At 65.5% G+C, this 22,725-nt stretch carries 20 protein-coding genes; 11 read left to right on the plus strand and 9 right to left on the minus strand.

Annotated elements, in window-relative coordinates; all coding sequences use genetic code 11:
- The first annotated feature begins 37 nt into the window (after positions 1 to 37).
- The gene (locus tag BAMB_RS20240) at positions 38 to 949 is read left to right on the plus strand and encodes a LysR family transcriptional regulator (RefSeq protein WP_011659034.1); all 912 of its coding nucleotides are present in this window, start codon (positions 38 to 40) and stop codon (positions 947 to 949) included.
- Positions 950 to 996: 47 nt separating this feature from the next.
- Here the strand turns inward: BAMB_RS20240 and BAMB_RS20245 are convergent, their stop codons facing one another.
- Complete coding sequence (locus BAMB_RS20245) at positions 997 to 2,151, minus strand: porin (RefSeq protein WP_011659035.1); 1,155 nt, start codon at positions 2,149 to 2,151, stop codon at positions 997 to 999.
- Positions 2,152 to 2,531: 380 nt separating this feature from the next.
- Between BAMB_RS20245 and BAMB_RS20250 the strand changes: the two genes are divergently transcribed.
- Positions 2,532 to 3,635: an OpgC domain-containing protein gene (locus BAMB_RS20250; RefSeq protein WP_041491663.1), complete on the plus strand. Its 1,104-nt coding sequence runs from the start codon at positions 2,532 to 2,534 to the stop codon at positions 3,633 to 3,635.
- Between the two features lie 61 nt (positions 3,636 to 3,696).
- Positions 3,697 to 4,641 (plus strand): alpha/beta hydrolase, encoded by a 945-nt coding sequence (locus BAMB_RS20255; protein WP_011659037.1) that lies wholly within the window; start codon positions 3,697 to 3,699, stop codon positions 4,639 to 4,641.
- A gap of 239 nt (positions 4,642 to 4,880) precedes the next feature.
- On the opposite strand, the gene BAMB_RS20260 is transcribed toward BAMB_RS20255, so the two are convergent.
- Positions 4,881 to 6,095, minus strand: coding sequence for an FAD-dependent monooxygenase (locus tag BAMB_RS20260; RefSeq protein ID WP_011659038.1), 1,215 nt, complete (start codon positions 6,093 to 6,095; stop codon positions 4,881 to 4,883).
- Positions 6,096 to 6,278: 183 nt separating this feature from the next.
- Here BAMB_RS20260 and BAMB_RS20265 point away from each other — a divergent pair, with 183 nt between their 5' ends.
- The 3 genes from BAMB_RS20265 (at position 6,279) to BAMB_RS20275 (ending at position 9,207) form a co-directional block, all read left to right on the plus strand.
- Positions 6,279 to 7,223: a LysR family transcriptional regulator gene (locus tag BAMB_RS20265; protein WP_011659039.1), complete on the plus strand. Its 945-nt coding sequence runs from the start codon at positions 6,279 to 6,281 to the stop codon at positions 7,221 to 7,223.
- Between the two features lie 100 nt (positions 7,224 to 7,323).
- Positions 7,324 to 8,082 carry an SDR family oxidoreductase gene (locus tag BAMB_RS20270; protein WP_011659040.1) on the plus strand — a complete coding sequence of 253 codons (759 nt, stop codon included), beginning with the start codon at positions 7,324 to 7,326 and terminating at the stop codon, positions 8,080 to 8,082.
- A gap of 144 nt (positions 8,083 to 8,226) precedes the next feature.
- Positions 8,227 to 9,207 (plus strand): bifunctional helix-turn-helix transcriptional regulator/GNAT family N-acetyltransferase, encoded by a 981-nt coding sequence (locus BAMB_RS20275; RefSeq protein ID WP_011659041.1) that lies wholly within the window; start codon positions 8,227 to 8,229, stop codon positions 9,205 to 9,207.
- Positions 9,208 to 9,244: 37 nt separating this feature from the next.
- Here BAMB_RS20275 and BAMB_RS20280 read toward each other — a convergent pair whose 3' ends face one another.
- From BAMB_RS20280 to BAMB_RS20295, 4 genes are all read right to left on the minus strand, one after another.
- The gene (locus tag BAMB_RS20280; RefSeq protein ID WP_006753233.1) at positions 9,245 to 9,577 is read right to left on the minus strand and encodes a cupin domain-containing protein; all 333 of its coding nucleotides are present in this window, start codon (positions 9,575 to 9,577) and stop codon (positions 9,245 to 9,247) included.
- Positions 9,578 to 9,803: 226 nt separating this feature from the next.
- On the minus strand, positions 9,804 to 11,282 hold the full coding sequence (locus BAMB_RS20285; RefSeq protein WP_011659042.1) for a sensor domain-containing diguanylate cyclase: 1,479 nt from the start codon (positions 11,280 to 11,282) through the stop codon (positions 9,804 to 9,806).
- Positions 11,283 to 11,441: 159 nt separating this feature from the next.
- On the minus strand, positions 11,442 to 12,536 hold the full coding sequence (locus BAMB_RS20290) for a potassium channel family protein (protein WP_011659043.1): 1,095 nt from the start codon (positions 12,534 to 12,536) through the stop codon (positions 11,442 to 11,444).
- Between the two features lie 103 nt (positions 12,537 to 12,639).
- Positions 12,640 to 13,974: an NAD(P)/FAD-dependent oxidoreductase gene (locus BAMB_RS20295; protein ID WP_041491488.1), complete on the minus strand. Its 1,335-nt coding sequence runs from the start codon at positions 13,972 to 13,974 to the stop codon at positions 12,640 to 12,642.
- A gap of 249 nt (positions 13,975 to 14,223) precedes the next feature.
- Between BAMB_RS20295 and BAMB_RS20300 the strand changes: the two genes are divergently transcribed.
- The gene (locus BAMB_RS20300; RefSeq protein ID WP_011659045.1) at positions 14,224 to 14,871 is read left to right on the plus strand and encodes a hypothetical protein; all 648 of its coding nucleotides are present in this window, start codon (positions 14,224 to 14,226) and stop codon (positions 14,869 to 14,871) included.
- 354 nt (positions 14,872 to 15,225) lie between these two features.
- On the opposite strand, the gene BAMB_RS20310 is transcribed toward BAMB_RS20300, so the two are convergent.
- A complete protein-coding gene (locus BAMB_RS20310; RefSeq protein ID WP_011659046.1) occupies positions 15,226 to 15,501 on the minus strand; it encodes a hypothetical protein in 276 nt (91 codons plus the stop codon).
- Between the two features lie 283 nt (positions 15,502 to 15,784).
- On the minus strand, positions 15,785 to 15,994 hold the full coding sequence (locus BAMB_RS20315; RefSeq protein WP_006759801.1) for a hypothetical protein: 210 nt from the start codon (positions 15,992 to 15,994) through the stop codon (positions 15,785 to 15,787).
- Positions 15,995 to 16,530: 536 nt separating this feature from the next.
- Here BAMB_RS20315 and BAMB_RS20320 point away from each other — a divergent pair.
- From BAMB_RS20320 to BAMB_RS35955, 4 genes are all read left to right on the plus strand, one after another.
- Positions 16,531 to 17,385 carry a helix-turn-helix domain-containing protein gene (locus BAMB_RS20320; RefSeq protein ID WP_011659048.1) on the plus strand — a complete coding sequence of 285 codons (855 nt, stop codon included), beginning with the start codon at positions 16,531 to 16,533 and terminating at the stop codon, positions 17,383 to 17,385.
- Positions 17,386 to 17,505: 120 nt separating this feature from the next.
- Positions 17,506 to 19,173, plus strand: coding sequence for an ATP-binding domain-containing protein (locus tag BAMB_RS20325; protein ID WP_011659049.1), 1,668 nt, complete (start codon positions 17,506 to 17,508; stop codon positions 19,171 to 19,173).
- A 189-nt stretch (positions 19,174 to 19,362) separates the two neighbouring features.
- Positions 19,363 to 20,586, plus strand: a complete 1,224-nt coding sequence (locus BAMB_RS34145) for a DUF6402 family protein (RefSeq protein ID WP_011659050.1) — start codon at positions 19,363 to 19,365, stop codon at positions 20,584 to 20,586.
- The gene (locus BAMB_RS35955; RefSeq protein ID WP_082089655.1) at positions 20,553 to 20,987 is read left to right on the plus strand and encodes a hypothetical protein; all 435 of its coding nucleotides are present in this window, start codon (positions 20,553 to 20,555) and stop codon (positions 20,985 to 20,987) included. Before BAMB_RS34145 ends, BAMB_RS35955 begins: the two co-directional genes overlap by 34 nt.
- Positions 20,988 to 21,124: 137 nt before the next feature.
- Here BAMB_RS35955 and BAMB_RS20330 read toward each other — a convergent pair whose 3' ends face one another.
- Positions 21,125 to 22,684: a methyl-accepting chemotaxis protein gene (locus tag BAMB_RS20330; RefSeq protein ID WP_011659052.1), complete on the minus strand. Its 1,560-nt coding sequence runs from the start codon at positions 22,682 to 22,684 to the stop codon at positions 21,125 to 21,127.
- Positions 22,685 to 22,725 lie beyond the last annotated feature (41 nt).

A 22,725-nucleotide genomic window follows, 5' to 3' on the forward strand; every position in this document is an offset into this window, starting at 1 on the left:
AACAATGGAGGCTATTTCCCCTCCGTACCCATCCCGCATGGACCATCTGCATGCAATGCGCATCTTTGCGCGCGTCGCCCACCTCGGCAGCTTCACGAAAGCGGCCGAGCAGCTGCAATTGCCGCGCCCGACGGTCAGCAATGCCGTCCAGTATCTGGAGAAGCACCTGCGCGTGCGGCTGCTGCAACGGACCACCCGGCGCGTCGCGCTGACCGCCGAGGGCGCCACGTACTACGAGCGCTGTACGCGGCTGCTGGCCGATCTCGACGATGCCGAGACGCTGTTCGACGACGCCGGTGCGGCGCCGCGCGGCGCGATCCGCGTCGACCTGCCCGAGCGCTTCGCGCTGAACAAGGTGATTCCGGCGCTGCAGGATTTCCACGCACGCTATCCCGACCTGCGCGTGGTGCTCAGCACGACCGACCGCTTCGTCGACCTCGTCGCCGACGGCATCGACTGCGCGGTGCGGGTCGGCGTGCTGTCGGACACGTCGCTAGTCGCACGGCGCATCGGCGAGCTCTCGCAGATCAACTGCGCGTCGCCCGCGTATCTCGCTCGGCACGGCACGCCGCGCTCGCCGGACGATCTGCCCGACCACGTCGCGGTCGGCTATTTCTCGAGCCGCACGGGCCGCGAGCTGGACTGGGAATATGCGGACATGGATACGGGTGCGCTGCAGACCGTGAAGATGCGCAGCGTCGTCGCGGTGAACAGCTCGCAGGCGTATCTCGCGTGCTGTCTCGCGGGGCTGGGGCTGATCCAGGCGCCGCGGGAGGGGCTCGCACCGCTGCTCGAGGACGGCTCGCTGGTCGAGGTGCTGCCGGAATGGCATGCCGAGCCGCTGCCGGTGTCGGTCGTGTTCCCCAACAGCCGGCATCTGGCGCCGCGGGTGCGGATCTTCGTCGACTGGCTCGCGGACACGCTCGGCGACCTGCACCGGGACGAATGACGGCAGCCGGCGCCGGGGCGATCAGCCGCCGGCCCGGTGTCGCGCGCTCAGAACTTGTGGCGGATCGCGGCGCGCACCGCGAACTGGTTCGACGACGATGACGGGCCATCCGTCCCGACCACGTAGCCGCCGTCGGCCGCGGTGCCCGTCTTGTCGCCGGCGACTTTCTGCCACGCGCCCTGCAGATAGACGTCGGTGCGCTTGGACAGGCTGTAGTCGGCCATCAGTCCGACGGTGTGGTATTTCGGCTTGAACGAGCCGGTCGCGGCGTCGAACTTGCCGTCCGTGTACACGTACTGCGCGCCGAGATAGAAATCGGACGTGAGCTGGTACTTGCCGTTGATCTCGAAGTTCTGGAACTTGGTCGCGGTCAGCCCGAGGCCCGAGAACGTCGACGCCGGCAGGTAGACGGTCGACACCGGGTTCTTCACGTCGGTCTTCGTATAGACGAAGCCGACCGTCGCCGGGCCGAACGTATAGTTGATGCCGCCACCGAAGATGCGCAGGCGGTCGGCGACGAAATTTGCGTCGTCGGCCGCGATCGCGCCCGCGTTGCCGACGCCCGGGCTGTTCGCCTGCAGGTACGCGGCCGCGACCTGCAATCCGGCGAGCGAATACTGCGCGCCGAGGCTGTACTGGCGGTTGGTCGAGAAGCCCGTGCTGTTGCTGAAGCTGTAGGTGCCGCCGAACGACAGCCCGTTCCAGTCGGGGCTCGCGTACTTGACCGTGTTGTTGACGCGGAACGAGTTGTCCGTGTTGTCGTTGTCGAACGGGTGCGAGAACAGCGTGCCGCCCCAGTTGCCGTTCGCGGTCAGCGGCGCGAGATAGTCGACGACGGAATCGTACTGGCGACCGAAGGTCAGCGTGCCGAAACGCGACGCGCTCAGCCCGACGAACGCCTGGCGGCCGAACATCCGGCCGCCCTGGTTGAACCGGCCGTTGTTCACGTCGAAGCCGTTTTCCAGCGTGAAGATAGCCTTCAGGCCGCCGCCCAGTTCCTCGCTGCCCTTCAGGCCCCAGCGGCTGCCCTGCGCATAGCCGCTCGCGAGCTGGTAATCCGTTTTTCCGACCCCATGCACATTCACGTTGTTCGTGTAGTTGAAGCCTTCGTCGATCAGGCCGTACAGCGTCACGCTGTCCTGCGCGAAGGCCGGCGCGGCGAACGCTGCCAGCGCGGCGGCAAAAATGACGTGGTTCTTCATGACGGATTCTCCGGAGCCGTTGCCGGGCAGGCGTTGGCCCGGCGCTTGTTTCGTCTGTTTTATAGAGGTGGCCCGCAGGGCGGACTGCGCGGTGTGCGGCCGCGAGGACAAAATGGTGTCACGTCGGAAACCACCCGTCCATCGGGGCGTGGGCGCGGCGCACAAAGCGTTGCGCTCGTCCAACTGCCCCGTTCCGCACGCTCCCCGATCGGGCTTGCCGGCAGCGGCAGATCGGCCCGCCATCCGCGTAAACCCGGACGGCGTCGCATCGATGGCACAATGCGCATCCATTCGTCATTTCTTCACGAAGTCATGCTTCACCCCGATTCATGCGCGGCCGGTGCCGGGCGCGCTCGCGGCGCGCGCCGGCAGGCGGCCCGATGACCGCCGCAGCCCGGGCCGGCCGCTACGCCGAGCTCGATTTCTTCCGCGGCCTCGTGCTGCTCGTGATCGTCGTCGACCACATCGGCGGCAGCATCCTGTCGCGCGTGACGCTGCATGCATACGCGCTGTGCGATGCGGCCGAGGTGTTCGTGTTCCTCGGCGGCTTCGCCACCGCCATCGCGTACAACTCGCTCGCCGAGCGGCACGACGAGGCCGCCGCGCGCCAGCGTTTCATCCGCCGCGCGTTCGAGATCTACCGTGCCTTTCTCGTGACGGCCGGCCTGATGCTGCTGATCACCGCCGTGCTCAACGCGTTCTCGATCGACGGTCCGAACATGCCGACCAACGATCTCGACGGCCTCCTTCACAAGCCGCTCGCCGCGCTGCGCGACATCCTGCTGTTCCGCCGCCAGCCGTATCTCGCGTCGGTGCTGCCGATGTATGCGTTCTTCGCGCTGCTCGTCCCGCTCGCCCTGCCGCTCGCGCGCACGCAGCCGTGGCTGATGCTCGCGTTCAGCGGGTCACTCTGGTACGCGGCGCCGCACGTCGCGCGCTTCCTGCCGACCGTCGAAGGGGCGCCGTGGGACTTCAACCCGTTCGCCTGGCAGTTCCTGTTCGTGCTCGGCGTGATCGCGCGCTGCCAGCCCGTGTACCAGACGCTCGCGCCGAAGCCGCAGGGCTGGCTGCTGACGGCCGCGTCGCTCGCGATCGTCGCGGCCGGCGCGTACTACCGGCTGCGCATCGAGCCGTTCCCGACCGATCCGTCGATCAAGCAGAACCTCGGCGCGCTGCGGCTCGTGAACTTCCTCGCGATCGCGTGGCTCGCGGCCAAGCTCGTGCACCTCGGGTGGATGAAGAAGGTCGCGCATGCGATGCCGTGGATCGGCACGATCGGCCGCCAGGGGCTGCTGTGCTTCGTCGCCGGCACCTGCATCTCGCTCGCGGTCGACTCGCTGCTCTACCAGGCGACCGAAGGCTATCTGAACGTGCCGCTCGGCCTGGCCGCCGACGTCGTCGCGACGGGGCTGCTGTATCTCGTCGCAAAACTCTACGGGCCGCTGGTGTCGCGGCTGCCGTTCCCGTTCCGTTCGCGGCAATGACGCGCCCGGCCGTCATGCGCCGCTGCTACGATAGCGGGCGCCTTTCCTGAAACGTTTCGCCATGCGCCGACTCGCCCTTCCGTTCGCCGTCGCCCTGCTCGCCGGCTGCCTCGCCACCGCCCACGCCACGCCGGGCGGGCCCGCCGTTTCGCCGGGGTCGTCCGCGCCCGCGGGCGCGATCGTCCCGCCCGCAACCATCGGGCCGGCTGCCCAGGAGCCGCCGCTCAACCCCGGCAGCAGCGTCGTGCTGCGCGCGTTCCGCTCGGCGTCGCTCAAGCGCGACTGGTCGTACACGGTCTATTTGCCGCCCGGCTACAACCCGGAAGGCGCGCGCTATCCGGTCATGTATCTGCTGCACGGCAATGCCGGCAACGCGAACGACTGGATCACGCAGGGCCGGCTGCAGGCCACGGCCGATACGCTGATCGAGCGCCACGAGATCCCGCCCGTCGTGATCGTGATGCCGCAAGGCGGCACCGACTGGTACGTCGATCGCAAGGAGAAGATGCAGAGCGCGTTCCTGAACGAGCTGTTGCCGGAAGTCGAAGCGCACTTCGCGGTGTCGAACCAGCGTGCGGGCCGCGCGATCGGCGGCGTATCGATGGGCGGCTTCGGCGCGCTGCGTTTCTCGCTGCTCGAGCCGGGCCTGTTCTGCGGCGCGATGCTACTGAGCCCCGCGATCTACGCGAACGAGCCGCCGCTCAATTCCGCCGCGCGCTATGTCGGTGTGTTCGGCGACCGGCAGTTCGATCCGCGCGTGTGGCACGAGCTCAACTATCCGGCGCTGATGCGCGGCTATTTCGCGCGCAACTGGCGCGTGCCGATGTTCATCGCGGCCGGCGACGACGATCTGACGATCCAGGCCGAGTCGAGCGTGCTGTACACGCACCTGCGCCGCGCGCAGAACGCGGCCGAGCTGCGCATCGTCGACGGCGGGCATACGTGGGAGGTGTGGCGCGGGTTGCTCGGGCAGGGGTTGAAGTATGCGTTGGAGTGCGTGAAGTAACGGAGGCGGATACTTCCACCGCACCGGATCGTGCAGCGTATGCGTGCGCGCATCCGGCCGCGCGGTGTCGCGACATCGAACGGGTCAAGCGCGATGCGGAACGGGTGGCCGACCACGCTTGAGCGCGACACGAGCTGTGTCGGCCCGCACGGGAAGCCGGCATTCCCGACGAACGCCCGCACGACTGCCACCCCGATCGATCACCCAACACGAGCGCCGATCGCACCGCATCTTTCAGCTCAAAGCCACGTCCCACCCTGCCGCTCATCCGGTTCATCGGCGAGCGCGTCGAAATCGTGAATCCAGTCCAGGTGATGCAGCACGCTGTCGCGCTCGCCGAGGCGCGCATTGCGCGCCTGCGCGGCCGGCCCGTCGGGCAGATGCAGCACGTCGGCCGCGGAGATCGACGCGTACTGCACCTTGCGCGTGCGGCCGCGCCGCAGCCGCTCGTACGCTCCCTGCGCCTCGCGCCAGTTGCCGGGCCCGGCCTTCGCCAGTTGCGCGGCCAGCACCATCGCATCCTCGATCGACTGATTCGCGCCCTGCCCGTGATGCGGCACGAGCGCATGCGCGGCATCACCGATCAGCGTCACGCGCCCGCGGCTCCAGCGGCCGAGCGGCGGCCGGTGGAACAGCCCCCAGCGCTGGCTGATCGGCACCGCCGTGATCATCTGCACCACCGCCGGATGCCAGTCCCCGAACAGGCGCAGCTGCTCGCCCTCCTGCGCCGGCATGACCCAGTCGCGTGACGGCCACGGCGACGGATGACGCTCGACCAGCAGGAAGTTCTGGTCACCGTTGTCGCCGATCGGATAGTGCAGCAGATGCCCGTGCGGCCCGACCCAGAACTGAATGGTCTCGGGATCGGGCAGCAGGTTCATCCGCTCGGCCGGCACCACGCCGCGAAAGCCCGAGCAACCCGAATACAGCACGTCGTCGTAGCCGAGCATCCAGCGCCGCGTGAGCGAACGCGCGCCGTCCGCGCCGATCACGAGATCGGCGTCGACGCGCTCGCCGTTCTCGAAGGTCAGCGTGACGCGCTCCGGATCCTGCGCGAGTTCGACCAGCCGATGGCCGAGATGAATCTGCTCGACCCCGACCGCCTTCGACAGGATCGCCTGCAAGTCCGCGCGGTGCACGCCCCAGTACGAGCCGCCGAACTGTCGGCGATAGTCGGGCTCGCCGCGATGATGGCCGATCACCGCGCCGCTGCGCCCGTCGCGATAGACGAGGCCCGGAATCTCCGCGCACACCGCATCGAAAGCCGGACGCAATCCCATCCGTTCGTAGAAGCGCGTCGCGTTGGCCGACAGCGCGACGGCCGCCCCCACCTCGCGCAGCACGTCGGTCTGCTCGTACAGCTGCGCGTCGATGCCCTGCTCGCGCAACGCGAGCGCCAGTGTCAGGCCGCCGATGCCGGCACCGACGATCGCGATCCTCAGATTCGTCTGCATGATGAAGGTGTCTCCAATATTCAAATGATGAGTGGTCGAGGCCGCGGCGCGCGTGACCTGCCCGGCGCGCCGGTCGAATGCAGGCGCCGTGTCGATATTTTCAGCAGCGCACCCTTATCCCACAATAAAATGCCGGGAATCTGCTTCATCACTGAATGCAATGATCGGAGGCAACGCCGAACCATGGAACTGAGCGAGATCGACCTCAACCTGCTGTTGCTGTTCCAGCGGTTGATGCAGGAGCGGCGTGTGTCGACCGTCGCCGAGCAGATGAACATGAGCCAGCCGGGCGTCAGCAACGCACTCGCGAAGCTGCGCCGCCGGCTCGGCGATCCGCTGTTCGTGCGCGCGCCAGGCGGCGTGGTCCCGACGCCCTTCGCGTTGCGCCTGGCCGAACCGGTTGCGCAGGCGCTGTCGACGCTGCATGCCGCGCTCAATCCGGAGACCGGTTTCGATCCGCTGCGCGCATCGCGCACGATGACGATCGGCATGACCGATATCGGCGAAGTCGTGTTCCTGCCCGCGTTGCTCGAACATCTGGCGCGCACGGCGCCGGGCATCGCGCTCAACACGGTGCGCAACACGAGCGTCAACCTCAGCGACGAGATGGCCGACGGCCGCGTCGACCTCGCGATCGGGCTGCTGCCGCAACTGCAGGGCGGGTTCTATCAGCGCCGGCTGTTCGATCAGCGGTACGTGTGCCTGTTCCGGCGCGGGCATCCGCTCGAAGACGCGCCGCTGACGGTCGACGCATGGCGGGATGCCGAGCATCTGGTCGTGGTGTCGGCCGGCACCGGTCACGGGCAGGTGGACGACTGGCTGAAGCGGCGCCGCGTGAAGCGCCGCGTGCGGCTGACGGTGCCGCATTTCATGAGCGTCGGCTATATCCTGCAGCGCACCGACCTGATCGCGACCGTGCCGGAACATCTTGCGCTGCAACTGGCCGCACCGTTTTCGCTCGGCTGGCGGGCGTTGCCGGTCACGCTGCCGGGCGCGCCGATTCACATGCTGTGGCATGCGCGCGTGAATCAGGACGAAGGCAACCGGTGGCTACGGGAGGTCGTGGTCAGCCTGTTCGCGGACACCGGGACACGCGCGCGAAAGGCCGCGCCGGCCCGCAGAAAATAGCGGCGCGAGCGGCGCAACCCGCGGTGCGCGGTACGATGGCGCTTCACCCGGCGCACGATGTCGCCTCTCTTCCTCACCCCAACCCGCAGGGAATCAAGCCATGTCTGCCTCGAAGAAGTTCGCCGCCGTCACGGGCGCGGGATCCGGCATCGGTCGTGCCGCCGCCATCGCACTCGCGAACGCCGGATTTACCGTCGCGCTGATCGGACGCAACGAAGCGTCGTTGCTTGAAACGAAAGAGAAGATCGCCGCCGGCCATGGCGACGCATATGCGCTGCTGGCCGACGTCACCGACGAAGCGTCGGTCGAACATGCGTTCTCGCGGATTTCGCGCGAGTTCGGCCGGCTGGATGTCCTCTTCAACAACGCCGGCCGCAACGCGCCGGCCGTTCCGCTCGACGAATACGAACTCGACGTGTGGAACGACGTCGTCGCGACGAACCTGACGGGCGTCTTCCTGTGCGCGCGGGCAGCGTGGCGCCTGATGAAGGCGCAAACGCCGCAGGGTGGCCGGATCATCAACAACGGCTCGATCTCCGCCTATACGCCGCGCCCGAACACGATCGCCTACACGGCCACCAAGCATGCGGTGGCCGGCATCACCAAGTCGCTCGCGCTCGACGGCCGTGCGTACAACATCGCGTGCAGTCAGATCGACATCGGCAACGCGGCGACGTCGCTCACCGACCGGATGACGGACGGCGTGCTGCAGGCCGACGGACGCATGGCGCCCGAGGCGCGCATGGACGTCACGCATGTCGCGAACGCGGTCGTTCAGATGGCAAGCCTTCCGCTGGATACGAACATCCTGAACATGACGATCATGGCGACCACGATGCCGTTCGTGGGGCGCGGATAAGTCGGGGCGCGGCGAGCTGCTTCGGCGCGCCTGCCTGCGCTACAGGTCCGCTTGCCGCGCTGGGGCGAAACGTAAATCGTCCTTGACAAGTTGCGAGGCGCAACTAATATTGCTTGCGACTCGCAACTTTTTTGCGGACTGATCATGGACCTCATCGATATTCCAGCGAAGCCTCGCGACGCGACGATCCTCGAGCTGCGCGATTTTTCCCGCAAGCTGGTTCGCGAACTGGGTTTCATGCGCGCGACATTGGCCGATAGCGATCTGGCGCCATCCGCGGTTCATGCCGTTCTTGAAATCGGAATGGCGCCCGGCATCAGCGCGAAGGATCTGGGCAGCATTCTGCGGCTGGACAAATCGAATACGAGCAGGCAGCTTTCCCGGCTCGAAACGGCCGGCTTCGTCACGCGCCGCATCTCACCCGACGATGCGCGTGCGACCGAGTTGTACCTGACTGCCGACGGGCAAAAGCTTCGCAAGAAGATCGACCAGTTTGCGACGCGCCAGGTGTCGAATGCGTTACGCCGGATGGTGCCGGCGGACCAGCAAACTCTCGTCCGCGCCCTCGCGCTGTATAGCGATGCGCTCGCGCAAGACAACGGTGCCGAGGCACCACCCGCACCGAACCCGGACGCCGGGCACATTGTCGACGGCTACCAACCCGGCTGTATCGGCGACATAGCAAGCCTTCACGCGCGGTTCTATTCGGAACACTGGGGATTCGGCGCCTTCTTCGAGAAAAAAGTGGCGACCGAACTCGCGGAATTTGCCGGCACGCTACCAGCAGAAGGCAAGGCTCTGTGGCTCCATGCCGAAAACGGCCGCGCGCTCGCCTCTGTCGCAATCGACGGGAACAAGGCCACGGGAATCGCACACTTGCGATGGTTCATCGTCGACGACGCATTGCGCGGCGCCGGTATCGGGCGTCAACTGATGACGCGCGCGATGCAGTTCGTCGACGAGCAGCGGTTCGACGAGACCTATCTATGGACGTTCAAGGGCCTGGATTCGGCACGTCACTTGTACGAATCGTTCGGCTTTACGCTGACCAGCGAATCGGAGGGTGCGCAATGGGGAACCCACGTCATCGAGCAGCGCTTCAGCCGGTGCCGGCCAGGTCGATAAGCGGATAAACCAATCAGCGGATAAGCCGCCGCACGATTCATCGATCGTGATAGATCGCGAGCCAGACCGACGGTTCTTCCGGATGCGTCCACGCGACGCGATGCCGGCAATGCGGTTCGATCAGCACATGGTCGCCGGGGCGCATGTCGTGCAGCGTCGCGTCCGCTTCGAATTCGAGCACGGCCGCCCCTGACAGCAGCACGACCCATTCGGCACGGGGATCGTCATACCAGAACCCGTCGGGACTCGCGTGCCCCATCGACACGATGCGCTCGACGTTCAGGCGCGGCCCCGCGACGAGTATGTCGATCCGTTCGTCGTCGCCGCGCGCCGCTTCGGTGCTGAACAGGTTGCCGGTTTGAAGTTGCATGGTTGGACCCTCGCGTCGCCCGTCGTTCGACGGCGGTTGACGTCCACTGTAGCGCGGCGGCCGGCATTGCGGCGAACTCGTTTGCACGCGCCGGCAAGACGGATACTCGGGCAGCCGCCTCGTCATCGATATCGCGCGCCGTCGGTTCATCACGCGCGATCGGATGAGGGGCGTCCGTCAGCGGAAGCAATGCTGCAATGCTGCAACGCTGCAATGCTGCAACGCGTCACGCCGGCGGCTGAAACGCGGCGACCTTGTTGCGGCCCGTTGCCTTCGCGTAGTACAGCGCCTCGTCGGCGGCCTTGATCACGCTGCCGGCCTCCACGTCGTCATCTGGCGTCCAGCTCGCGAGGCCGATACTGGCGGTCACGTGCCCGTGTTCGCTGCCCGCGTGCTCGAGCGCCAGTTCGTCGATTGCCGCGCGAATTCGCTCGGCGATCTGGGCGGCGCCCGTCTCGGGCGTATCGGGGAGCAGCACGACGAATTCCTCCCCACCGTAGCGCGCCGCGGTATCGGCGGGCCGGCGGATGTTCTCGCCGATGCAGCGCGCAACCGCGGCCAGTGCGTCGTCTCCGGCCTGGTGGCCGTAGGTGTCGTTATAGGCCTTGAAGCGATCGACATCGACGAACAACAACGAGAAAACCGAGCGCGAGCGCCGTGCGCGACGCCATTCGCGATCCAGCACTTCGCCGAAGGTGCGGCGATTGTTCAGCCCGGTGAGACCGTCGGTGCGGGCGAGCAACACGAGTTCCGACTCGGCGCGCATCCGCCGCCGCAGTTGCGTGCCGAGCATGACTGACACCGCGATGAAGGCGGCGCCGAACGTCGCCACCAACGCGCCGATCGTCGCGGCCCGGTGCCGCCACGCCGCATAAATGTCCTCTTCCGCTTCGGCGACCATGATCATCAGCGGCAGCTTCGGCAGATGCCTGAAGTAGTAGAGCCGGCGCACCCCGTCGAGCGACGAGGTTTCCGAGAACACGCCCTCCCGCGCGGTCTGAAACCGCTTGAAGGTCGCGGCGTGGCTGATATCGCGGCCGATCGTGTGGGCGTCGTACGGCTGACGCATCACCATGACGCCGTCGCTGCCGATCAGCGAGATCGAGCCGTGCTGCCCCAGCGACAGGCCGGCAAACAGATTATGGAAATACTCGAGGTTGACCGCGATGAGCACGACGCCGCCGAACGAGCCGTCCGGGTTCGAGATTCGCCGCGTGAGCCCGATGCTGGGCGCCCCGCCACGCAGGCGCGACGTGAACGGGTCGCTGATAAAGAGTCCCGCATTCGGATTGTCACGATGGACGGTGAAGTATTTACGGTCGGCGAAATTGCCGCGGCGCGGCACGTCATTGGCCGAATCCAGCACGATGTTGCCGCCGGCATCGAGTACCAGCATCGAGCCGAGAAATTCCGCCGTCATCGCATTGTCGAACAGCACGGAGCGCCGCAGGCTCGCGGGCGCATTCATCACGTCGGAACGTCGGAGGCCGTTGATGACCGCCTGCAGCGAAAGGTCATAGAGTTCGAAGTTGCGTTCGATGTCGCGCTCGGCGATGAGGCCGAGATTGCGGGACGTTTCGCTCGCCCGCTCCCGCGCGTCGTTGCGGCTCTGGAACAGCTGCAGCACGCACAGACCCATCAGCGCGCAGGCGATCACGATACCGACCACGACGATGGTATAGGGAGCCGCCGACCTGGATTGCATGTGTCTCCTCGATGATCAAGCGTGTGCGCGGGCGCGGGCGCACCACATGATTACTTCATACTAAAAAAGGCGCGGCGGCATGGCAAGCGGGGGATGCACCGAGGGCGGCGCGGCGTCGGGCGTCGGGGCATCGATAGCGGGTCGTTTCGCACCCGAGCGTCACGCATCCGGATCCGGAATCCGGGCCGACTGAATCACGACCAGCGTATCACCCGTCTCGATCCGGCACGGCGGATCCTCGTAGAACGACTGAATCTTCCCGCAGCGATCGAGCCCGACGACGATCGCGCCCGGCACGACGTTCGTCATGCAGCCGATCTCGTGCGGCAACGCCTCGCGCTCCACCAGCGTCGCCCGCCCGCGCGTCGACAGCATGTCGTTCACGAACGGCACGATGTAGCGGCTATGCACTGCATCCGCGAGCAGCAGCGCGCCGATCTTCGTCGACGACACGATCACGTCCGCGCCCGCCTGCCGCAACTGCCGCTGATACAGGTTCTCCTGGATCCGCACGACGATCTTCGTCTCGGGCGCGATGCTGCGCACCGACAGCGTCAGCAGGATCGCGGTCGGATCGTCGGTCACCGAGATGATCACGGCCTTCGCCACCCGCACCTGCGCCTGCTGGAGCAGGTCTTCATGCGCGGGATCGCCGAGCAGCCCCGTCACGCCGAGCGCCGTCGCGGCCTCGAGCGCCTGCTGCTGCGCATCGATCACGATGATCGTCGACGGATCGACGCCGCTCTCGAGCAGCTCGCGCACGGCGATCGACCCCGACAGGCCGTAGCCGCATACGACGATGTGATCGGACAGCTGCTTCTGCAGGCGTTTCATGCGGAATTCCTCGATGACGCGCTGGATCACGAACTGATACGCCGTGCCCAGGAAGATGAACCAGATGCCGATACGGATCGGCACGATGAAGAACGCATCGATCAGACGCGCGCGCGCCGTGACCGGCACGATGTCGCCATAGCCGACCGTCGCGACCGTGACCATCGTGAAGTACACGAGATCGGCGACGTTCATCGGCGTGCTCTTGGTCGAATCGCGCAGGCCGTCGCGATCGAGATACAGCACGAGAAACGCGAGCATGCACAGCGCCACGACCGCGCCGAGACGGAACAGCAGCGTGTGGTGCGGCGAAGTCGCGGGGCGCGTGAACAGCGTGCGGGCACGCGGCGCCCGCCACGGATCACGGGTACGACGCAGGCGTGAGCGCAACGGGCGACGTTTGGCGGAAGGCGTTGCCAACGGGGGATTCTCCTGAAGGATGCGGGCTCGATTCTACGACGGGAACATGCGGGCGCGTCCGTAAGCGGCCGTCCGCTACCGGCCCTCCGCTCCCAGCCCTCCGCTACAGCATGCTGCGCGGCCGGACCATCGTTCCGTCGACGAAACGCCGGGCACGGAACGCCGACAGATCGAGCGACGGCTCGCCCGTATCGGCCCATTCGGCCAGCAGCCGCCCGACGATCGGCCCCATCGCGAAGCCGTGCCCGCAGAAGCCGGTGGCGATCGCGAGCCCGGACGGCGTGCCGGGCGCGTCGATCACCGGAATCCCGTCGGGCAGCACGTCGATCAGGCCGCCCCATGCCTCGACGATCTGCGCGTCCTTCAGCGCGGGAAAGATCGCCTTGAGCTTCGCGAGCGCGCGCGGCGCATGCGCGCGATTCGGCTGCGGCTGCGGATCGCGCGGCTCGATCGGCCCGGCCGCGCCGCCGATGCGCGCGCAGACATCGCGCCACGCCGCCGCATTCAGATGCAGTCGGAATTTCTCGCGCTGCGACCAGAACTGCGGCCAGAACAGACTCAATCCGCGCAGATGGCCGAGCGTCAGGTCGACGTCGACCTGCATGTCGTCGGCAAGATTGATCGTGCCGTTCCTGCGTTGCCGAATGCCGAGGCCATGCCCCCAGATCGTCGATGCCGACACGTCGGGCAACACGTTGGTACGCATGCAGGTGCCGCGCACGGCCTGCTGCGGCAGCCGGATGCCGACGCCGTCGAGCAGCCGGAAACTGGTCGCGCCGGCCGCGCAGATCACGCGCCGCGTACGGATCGTGCCGCGCTCGGTCACGACGCCGACCACCGCGCCGCCGGCCGTCTCGATCGCCGTCACGCCGCAGCCTTCGAAGAAACGCGCGCCGGCTGCGGTGGCGCGCGCCGCGAACGCAGCGGCCACGCGGCGCGGCTCGGCCTGCCCGTCGGTCGCGGTATACAGCCCGCCGAGCGTGCGCGCTTGCGTCGACAGGCCGCGCACGCGCTCGTCGATTTCCGCGCGCGTGAGCGTGCGCGTGTCGAGCCCGTGCTCGCGCGCGACGGCGAGCCACGCCTGGAACGACGCCCAGTCGTCTTCGTGGTCCGCCATATAGAGGCAACCGCCCTGCCGCCATTCGAGGTCGAAGCCGAGCGCCTGCTCGAGCCCTTCCCAGATCCGCATGCCGGCCATCATCAGCGGCACCTCGGCCGACTCGCGGCCCTGCTGCCGCACGAAGCCCCACGCGCGAGTCGATTGCTGGCCGGCGATGCGCGACTTGTCGAGCACGACGGCCTTCAGGCCGCGCAGGCCGAGGTAGTACGCGGCCGCGCAGCCCATGATGCCGGCGCCGGCGATCACGATGTCGGCTTCGGCCGGAAACGCCGTGTCGGCGTGCGTCAATGCATCGTGCAGCGGATAAGTTGTCGTCATTGTTCTCTGTTGGCGTCGATCCATCCGGCGCATCCATCGACGTATGCGATGGTCGGCACTGGATCATGCTGTCGGGTTCCGGGTGTGGCTTGGGCGAATACGCGGGAAGGCCGGCGAGCGGTTCAGCCCGCCGGCCGCGGCCCGGCCGCCGGCCATTGTCGCCGATCGGCCGTCCCCATTTTTTCGCCTTGACGGCGCTATGTTACCGCGCGATAAACTGTATATCCATACAGTGTCGCTGCAACAGAAATGATCCTCCCCCCATTCGATCCCCCGAAGCTGAACGATCTCACCGGGTGGTGGACGAAGTGCACCTATGCAGACGTGCAGCGCCTGATACTCGAAGTGCAGCACCTTCGCCTGACGCTGTGGGAACTGAAGGCTCATGTCGCGGACGCCTCGCGCCGGATCCGCGTGCTCGACCCCGGCATGCTCGCGCATGGCTCCGCGCTACGGCGGCTGAATTACCTGCTCGAAAAGGAAATCGCGCGCGCGAATCCGATCGGTCGCTCGCGTGACGTGTATGCGCCGTTTTCAGACGAGTGGCGCGCGCGCGAGGCACTGCGCTGTGCGTTGCGCGCCGAGCCCGAGCCCGCGGAAGCGGGCACGCTCCCGCGCACGATTCCGGAATTTCAGCGCGTCACCTGGGCCGAGCTTCGCGATCGCTGGCGTCACCTGAGCGACAAGCAATCGAGCCGTCAGAACATCGAGCAACGCATGGTGCTCGAGATCGCGCGTCAGCGATCCGTGATTCTCGCGCGGGCAAGGAAACTGGTCGATGCCGCGATCGCCGAAGCGGCTGCAGAGGGAAAGCAGTTGTTCGCGCTCGATCAACTCCAGCGGCTACTTTCCGTGGAGCGGGAGGACGGCGAGCCGTTCATGTATATGCCGGCGTAAGTCGGTCGCATTCGGCCTGCAATGGATCAATGATCGCGATGGAGCGCAATGCGCATCTCATTAGTACTTCACAACATAAAAGATCCGCTGCTCGCCATGTAATCAAGGCCCTTACGTCATTGCCGTCACGAGACGCCGGCCGCAACGTGTCGACGATCGCCGACTACGAATCCAAGCGCGCGGTCACCGTGTATCGGCTCGCGGACGAAATGCTGAAGGCGCGATAAGCGAGGCTACGTGCGCACGATCGCGCTCGCGCGCAGCCCGTTGCAAATCGCAACCCGAGATCGATACGGAAGGTCGGAATGCGCGGGTCGCGTCGGGGCAGCCCCCGCACCACCGGCATCGGTGTGATCAGTGTGAATAGCGCATTCGTGCGCGTGCTGCGCGGTCGAACGGCTGGAGCCGAGCAAGCTGCTCGAGCGACATCGCGACGACTTCCAGCACATGCCGGGCGATTTCGTCGTCCGCCATACCGGCTTTGATGTACTGTTCGATGCTCATCGTGCGGGGCGGATGGCTGCCCGCGTCGCCATCGACGATGTCGATCCTGGCGGTACGACGCTCCAGCGACAACATGACCCGCACAGTTTTACCGTGAACGACGGTCTGCATGCACAACGTGCTCATTCGCAGTCTCCCATTGCGTTGCCGTCAATCGATCGTCAAACGATACCTCACATTGTGGGGAATGAATCTCCAAACTTCCCCGAATATTGACAACCGTCAGAGATGAATCGAAGACGGTCACGCGCCGCCATCCGCGAACGGCGCGCGCCGTCCACGCCGCGCAATCGGTGGCGTTCGTCGTGGTTTCGCTGTGAATGGGGCCGGCCGCGCGGGGGCCGCGGGACTCAACGCGCAGGCACGCGCCGGTCAGGCCAACGTCCGTCTTGCACGGGCGAACGTCGCGCTACGCGTAGCGGCTCAGCCATTCTTCGGAGAATTTTTTCGCATAGGCGACGGCTTCGGCTTCGGTATCGAATTCGCCCAGCTTGCGGAAGGCCGCCTCGCGGCTGAAACCCAGCTTCGTGACCTCGACCTGGGCGGCGTACTTGCCGTCCTCCGTCACGCGCGGTTCGCAGTTCATCTCGTACCCGCGCATCACAAATTTCTTCTGCATCGCATCAACGCTTTTTTGAGACGGCGAAATCGTAGCATGGCGCCCCGCCGCGTTCATGCACGCACGCTCCCGAAAAGGTATCCGCAGGGAATTCATTAGACTAAACCATCAAACAATCCGCGTATAAGATGCGGTTCCGCCCGACCGCGTGACGCGCAAAGTGATGTAAATATTTGTCGACGGGAAGCGACCTGAGGGCGCGCTCCGGACCGCGAAACGCCCTGCGCTGGTGCATCCCGCGGGCCGCGTCGTAAGATTAGGCGCCGCCCTGCGAGGAATCGTGTCCCGGCACCGCGCGATCCGCGCCCGACGGTTGCGAACGGGCCATTGGCGCGCGATGGAAGCCGCCGGGCCGCCGTAACGTCGTGACACACCTTTCACACAAACGCACCTTTCGCGACATGGAATGGCCGTCGTTTTGCGGTAAAGTTATCTTTTCCGCGCGTGGCCGGTCGGCTCGCCACTGGACGTCGTCAAGACTGTCCGCCGAGACTGCCGCAAGGCGTCGTTCTGAAGTCAAGATCCGTTCCCGTAGCATGACCACTGAAGCAATCACCACGGATTCCCTCGCGGTTGCCGAGCGCGTGCGCGAGCTAATGACCCGCAACGGCATCGGCAAGCGCCAGCAGACCACCGAGCTGTGCCGCATCCTCGACCTGAGCTTTTCGCAAGGTCACCGCAAGTTGCGCGGCAGCAGCCCCTGGACGCTCGCGCAAATCAAGAAAGTCGCCGAAGCCTACGGCGAGCCCGCCGCACAACTGTTCGGCGCGCAAACGCTCGACCCCGGCATGGTCGGCGCCTATTCGCAGGAGGCGGTGCTGTACGCCGGCGTCGCCGAAATTCCGTGCACCGCATGGATCGGTGCGCCGCTCGAAGCGGGCGCGCGCCCCGAGTTCGTCGCCTATGAACAGAACGGCCGCTGGCGCGTGCTGCGCCATACGGGCGTGCTGTACCAGAACGCCTACGACGTGCACAAGATCGAGATCTATCCGCGCCGCGCGGAGAGCGACAAGCTCGTCGTCGCGGTGATCGATCCCGACCGCGTCAGCGCGACCGAGCTGTGCCGCTATCTCGAACGGCAGGGTTTCGCGACGGCCGCGTTCGACGGCCTCGCGCCGTTCGTCGATGCGCTGCAGGGCCAGGCGTTCGACGCGGTCGTCACCGAGTGGCTGTTCGACGGCAGCACGGCCGCCACCGCGATCAAGGCGGTGCGCACGTCCGACAATCCGGGCGCGCCGATCTTCGTGCTGACGGGCGACCTGCTCACCGGCCGCGCGAGCGAAGCGGACATCAGCGAAGTGATCCGCGCGTTCGACGTCGTCTGCTACGAAAAACCCGCGCGCATGGCGATCCTCAGCGCCGATCTCGCAAAACGGCTCGCACGCGGGTAACGCCCGCCCACTGCGCCGCCCGCCTTCGCATGGCCGGCGCCCGTGCGGCGCAGCGGTCGCGAACAGGTTCCTCAGTACAATAGCCGGACCCTGTTCACGACCGGCATCCGCCGCCCCTCCATGGCCCGCCTCATTCCCGACGACTGGAAAAGCCTCGCCGCCACCGGCGCGGCCGAACGCGAGCGCGAGACGCTTGCCGCCCTCGAACACGCGCTGCCGGACACCTACACCGTTTATCACGGCGTGCACTGGACGCGTGCCGATCAAGGCTTTTCGGTGTTCGGCGAAGCGGCGTTCGTCGTCGTGAGTCCGGCCGGCCGCGTGCTGCTGATCGAGCAGAAGGCCGGCTTCCTGCGCGAAACGCCGAAGGGGCTCGTGAAGGTCTACCTGCAGAAGGAGCGCAACGTCCCGATCCTGCTCGCGCGCACGCAGGAGACGCTGCACCGGCGGCTGACCGCCGCGCTCGGCGCGGGCGTCTACGGCGTCGAGGCGCTGCTGTACTGCCCCGACTACTCGATCCGGGAGACGGCGATTGCCGGTGTCGCGGCCGATCGCATCGTCGACGCGTCGCGCAAGACGCAGCTCGCGCAGGTGATCCTGCAGATCCTGCCCGAGCACGACGAAACGTTGCCGAATGCGGCCAAGCTGCATCATTTCCTCGCGGACGAGCTGGCGCTTATGCCCGACACGAGTGCGCTCGTCGGGCAGGCCGGCACGCTCGTCACGCGGCTGTCGGGCGGCCTCGCCGAATGGGCGCGGCAGCTCGAGTTCACGCCGTTCCGCTTGCGCGTGACGGGCACCGCGGGTTCGGGCAAGACGCAGCTCGCGGTGCAGGCGATGCGCGACGCGGTCGCGGCCGGCAAGCGCGTGCTCTACGTCTGTTTCAACCGGCCGCTCGCCGACTACATCGCACGCATCGCGCCGCCCGGCGCGAAGATCGCGAACTACCATCAGCTGTGCGACTGGGTGGCGCGCGACGGCGGCTATACGCCCGACTTCGACGTGCCGGGTGCATTCGAGCGTCTCGAGGCACGCTTTGCGGAAGCACCGATTCCGGAACGCTGGCGCTTCGACGTGCTGATCGTCGACGAAGGACAGGATTTTCACGCGCCGTGGGCGACGGCGCTCGAGCGCCTGCTCGCGCCGGACGGGGCCTGGTGGTGGCTGGAAGATCCGCTGCAGAACCTTTATTTGCGCGAGCCCGTCGCGCTGCCCGGCTGGGTCACGCTGAAGGCGCTGACCAACTACCGCAGCCCGCGCGACCTGCTCGAATTCGTGCGCGACATCGTCGGCCGCGTCGAGCCGCTCGCGCTGGAACTGCGCTCGGGCAGCCCGTTCGACGGTTCCGATCCGTCGGTGTCGTCATACGGGGAAGACGGCGCATCGGGCGACGCGCTCGCCGAAGCCTGCATCGACGCGACCAAGCGCGCGATCACGCACGCGCTGTCGCTCGGCTTCCGCAAGCAGGACATCGCGGTGTTGTCGTATCGCGGCCGCGAAAGCTCGGTGCTCGCGCCGCTCGACCAGCTCGGCCCGCACCGCGTCAAGCGCTTCACCGGCAAGTACGATCTGTTCGGCAACCCTGAATATCGCGAAGGCGACGTATTGCTCGATTCGATCTATCGCTTCAAGGGGCAATCCGCACCGTGCGTGATCCTCACCGAAATCGACTTCGACACGCTCGATGCGCGTGCGGCCCGCAAGCTGTTCGTCGGTGCGACGCGCGCGACGATGAAGCTGCTGCTCGTCGCGTCGGCGCGCTCGGGCGCGCAGCTCACGGGCGGTTGACGCCGCGGCAGGGGCGCCGGAATGACGACGATCTCGGGCGCCGTGCCTGTTGCAACAGTTGGGAACATTTCGTTCTGCCCGGGCCCCTTGTGCGCTCGCGTTTCGTCCTGTTCCGGCCATACCCGATGATTTATCCGCTTGCGGCCTGTCACTACGATGTCAGGTCATTCGTTGCAAGCGGAATATTCGATGGCCGACGTAAAAAAAGCGCCGTACTACAAGCCGCAAAAGGGATGGTGGGGACCAGAACTGAAGGAGTACAAGGGGCGCCAGGGATGCGTTCCTCTCGAGACTCAAAAGAGCGTGTCGATCGACAGACATGCCCCCGGGGAAAAGCCACCACCACCCGCTCGTCTCGATGCGAGTTCTCCAGCCTCGCTGACATCAAAGCAGCCGGCTGCGCGTCAATCACAGCCGAAGGCTGATCATGCAACGCCTAAAGCGCCGCCGAAACAAGCGGAATCGGAAGTTTGCGAAAATCCGCCGCCTTTCGACCTTCAGGACGTGCCAATTGCGATGGACAATTTGGGTTGGAAGGTTTCAGCCAGGCTTGCGCGGATATGGTTTGCAGGGCCTGCGCATACATACAATGACGCGCCGACCTCAACCCAACCATCGAACGAAGTTGACGTCACCCTTGACTGGGTACTGAAATTCGGAAGCGTCAAGAAAAAATATAAAAGGCTTATCGATAGAGATATTTATAGCGAGCGATCCATCCGCGCAGCCACAGATATCATCGAGCCCTTCGTCAAAAAACTTTTTCTCGAACGACATTCAACGCTCAACATCAATACGTCGAGACTTACCGGCGATTTGCGAAAACTCCACAACGATTGGCAATTCCAGCTATTACCAATAAGAAATTGGGATACCCTCCATAATCTTACTCCCACGGATCTCACGGGGGCACTGGCCAACTTCAACATCTACGTCGCCATAGGCAACGTAGAAATCTCCTCAAGAGAGAAATATTTCAAATATGAAAAATCCGGAAATTCGTATTGCCTCAACGCGACCGGAAAAATCACGCACATTTATCTTTACGTGAAAGATAGTTACTCATTCAACGGAAAGCAATATTTGGGGCACTGGAATAAACGCGGGGTCATTATCGCCCCGGGAGCGTTACTCACGGAATCAAGCTCACCAAAGCGGGATTCCGATATCGATATTTTGGCAAAGAGCATCAACAAGCCGGTAGATACGCGCAGAAGTCTGTTTGGAAAATTCAAAGAATCGGACGTCTACTTTCCGGTCTACAACGCAGACTACAATCGTTGGAGAGAAAGACACCGCCGCGGCATGGACTTCATGATATATTCCAAACCAGTCTATTTGAAGTTAAATAAACCCATTAACTTTGAGCTTGGCGAGATATGCAGACTAGAGCCATCAAATACATTGGCTTAGCCATTATTATTTTCATCAGCGCGGGTTTTATCGCCCATCTCAGTCGACCGATCTATGGCCGATGCGATTTCTATGATAGGCCAGACACATTGGACGGCGGCACGAAAAATATGAATGGCGTTCAATATCGATTCAAGATGTGCGGTACCGGCGGGAACGATCAAGACGCGACCAATGACCAAATAGCATTGGAAGTTTTCAGTGATAAAGGAGAACTTCTTGCAAGACGATATTTCGCGGTCAACTGGTATCACGGCGCACTGTTTCATCGACCGTTGAATTACGAGGGCAATCGGGTCCGTTATATCGACTTGACCGATGAATCGAGCCCTGAAAAAAAATACCTGTCGATTCCGCCAACCAAATGGGACTGGCTTCGTGCCCGGCTGCCGCTGTTTTGAGCCCGACGAAATAAGACCTCTCGATCATGGCGACATTCTTCTCAATACACGCCATGGACCGAGCCTGTGAAGTATGTCGTTGGCGGCGCAAGGCGCAGCCGCGTTGCTGCCCCTTGCGCCACCCACCCCACCCTCGCTCAAGCCACCCGAAACGCCCCCACCGCCCGCCGCAATCCATCAGCCTGCTCCTCGAGCGACGCAGCCGCTGCCGCCGCCTGCTCGACCAGCGCCGCGTTCTGCTGCGACACCTGATCCATCTGCGACACCGCGCGGTTCACCTGCTCGATCCCGTCACGCTGCTCGTTCGACGCGGCCGCGATCTCGGTCATGATGCCCGTCACGCGGCCGATCGCCTGCTGGATGTCCTGCATCGTCGCGCCAGCCACGCCGACCAGCCGCGAACCCGTCGCGACACGCTCAACCGACTCGCCGATCAGCGTGCGGATTTCCTTCGCGGCCGAGGCCGAGCGCTGCGCGAGCGTGCGCACTTCCCCCGCGACCACCGCGAAGCCACGGCCCTGCTCGCCCGCGCGCGCGGCTTCGACCGCCGCATTCAGCGCGAGGATGTTGGTCTGGAACGCGATGCCCTCGATCGTGCCGATGATGTCGGCCACCTTCTGCGAACTCTGGTCGATCTCGTTCATCGTGCCGATCACTTCGCCGACGACGGTCGCGCCGCGCGTCGCGATCTCGCTCGCGGTGTCCGCGCAGGCCTGCGCCTCGACCGCGTGATCGGCGTTCTGCTTCACGGTCGCCGTCAGCTGTTCCATGCTCGCGGCCGTCTCCTGCAGCGCGGAAGCCTGCTCCTCGGTGCGCTGCGACAGGTCGGTGTTGCCGGCCGCGATCTGGTGCGTCGCGGTCGAGATCGCTTCGGAACCCTGGCTGACCTGGCGCACCGTATCGGCGAGGCTGCGCTGCATGCCCGTCACGCCCTTGACCAGTTCTGCCATCTCGTCGCGCGACGACCAGCGCACTTCCGACGTCAGGTCGCCTTCCGACAGGCGGCGGAAATGCGACAGCAGCCGGTTCACCGGTTGCGTGATCGCGAAATGCAGGCCGACCGCGCAGCCGAAACACGCGGCGAGACCGAACGCAATGCCGGCGAGCGCGCCCGCGCGCATCCAGCCGTAATAGGTCTGGGCGGTGTCGTAGACCTCCTTGCCGCGTGCGGCCTGGTACGCATCGAGCGCATCGGTCGCCTGCGTGAGCGCGACCGACAGCGGCGGCGCGACCGTCATCAGCAGCCGGTCGGCATCGTCGCGACGTCCGTCGCGGATCGCGTCCATCAGCGGCTTCAGCGCCTGCCCGATAAGCGCCTGGCGCGCGGCGTCGAGGCGGGTCGCGAGCGGCCCTTCGTCGCCGTCGTGCGGCATGCCCGCGTAGGTGCGCCACGCGGCGTCGGCCTTCGCGAGGTAGCTGTCGGCCTTCTTGACGAGATCCGGCACGTCCGGCGCCTCCGGATGCAGCAGCGCGCGGTCGAGCGTGGTCCGCACGATCGTCAGGTTCAGGCTCGCGGCGGACAGCGCGGTCTTCGCGGCCAGTTGGCGCGTATAGGCCTCGTCGAGCGCACGGTTCGAGCTCTGCATGCCGGTGAGGCCGATCAGGCCCGACACGACGAGCAGCACGGCGACCAGGCCGAGCGTGGAAAAAATCCGCGTACGGATCGAGAAACGGGAAAACAGGGCGTTCAGGTTCATGACGGGACGTGAGCGATGAAAGGTGCCGCGCCAATCGGCGC

The sequence above is a fragment of the Burkholderia ambifaria AMMD genome (genome assembly GCF_000203915.1).
Lineage (GTDB): Bacteria > Pseudomonadota > Gammaproteobacteria > Burkholderiales > Burkholderiaceae > Burkholderia > Burkholderia ambifaria.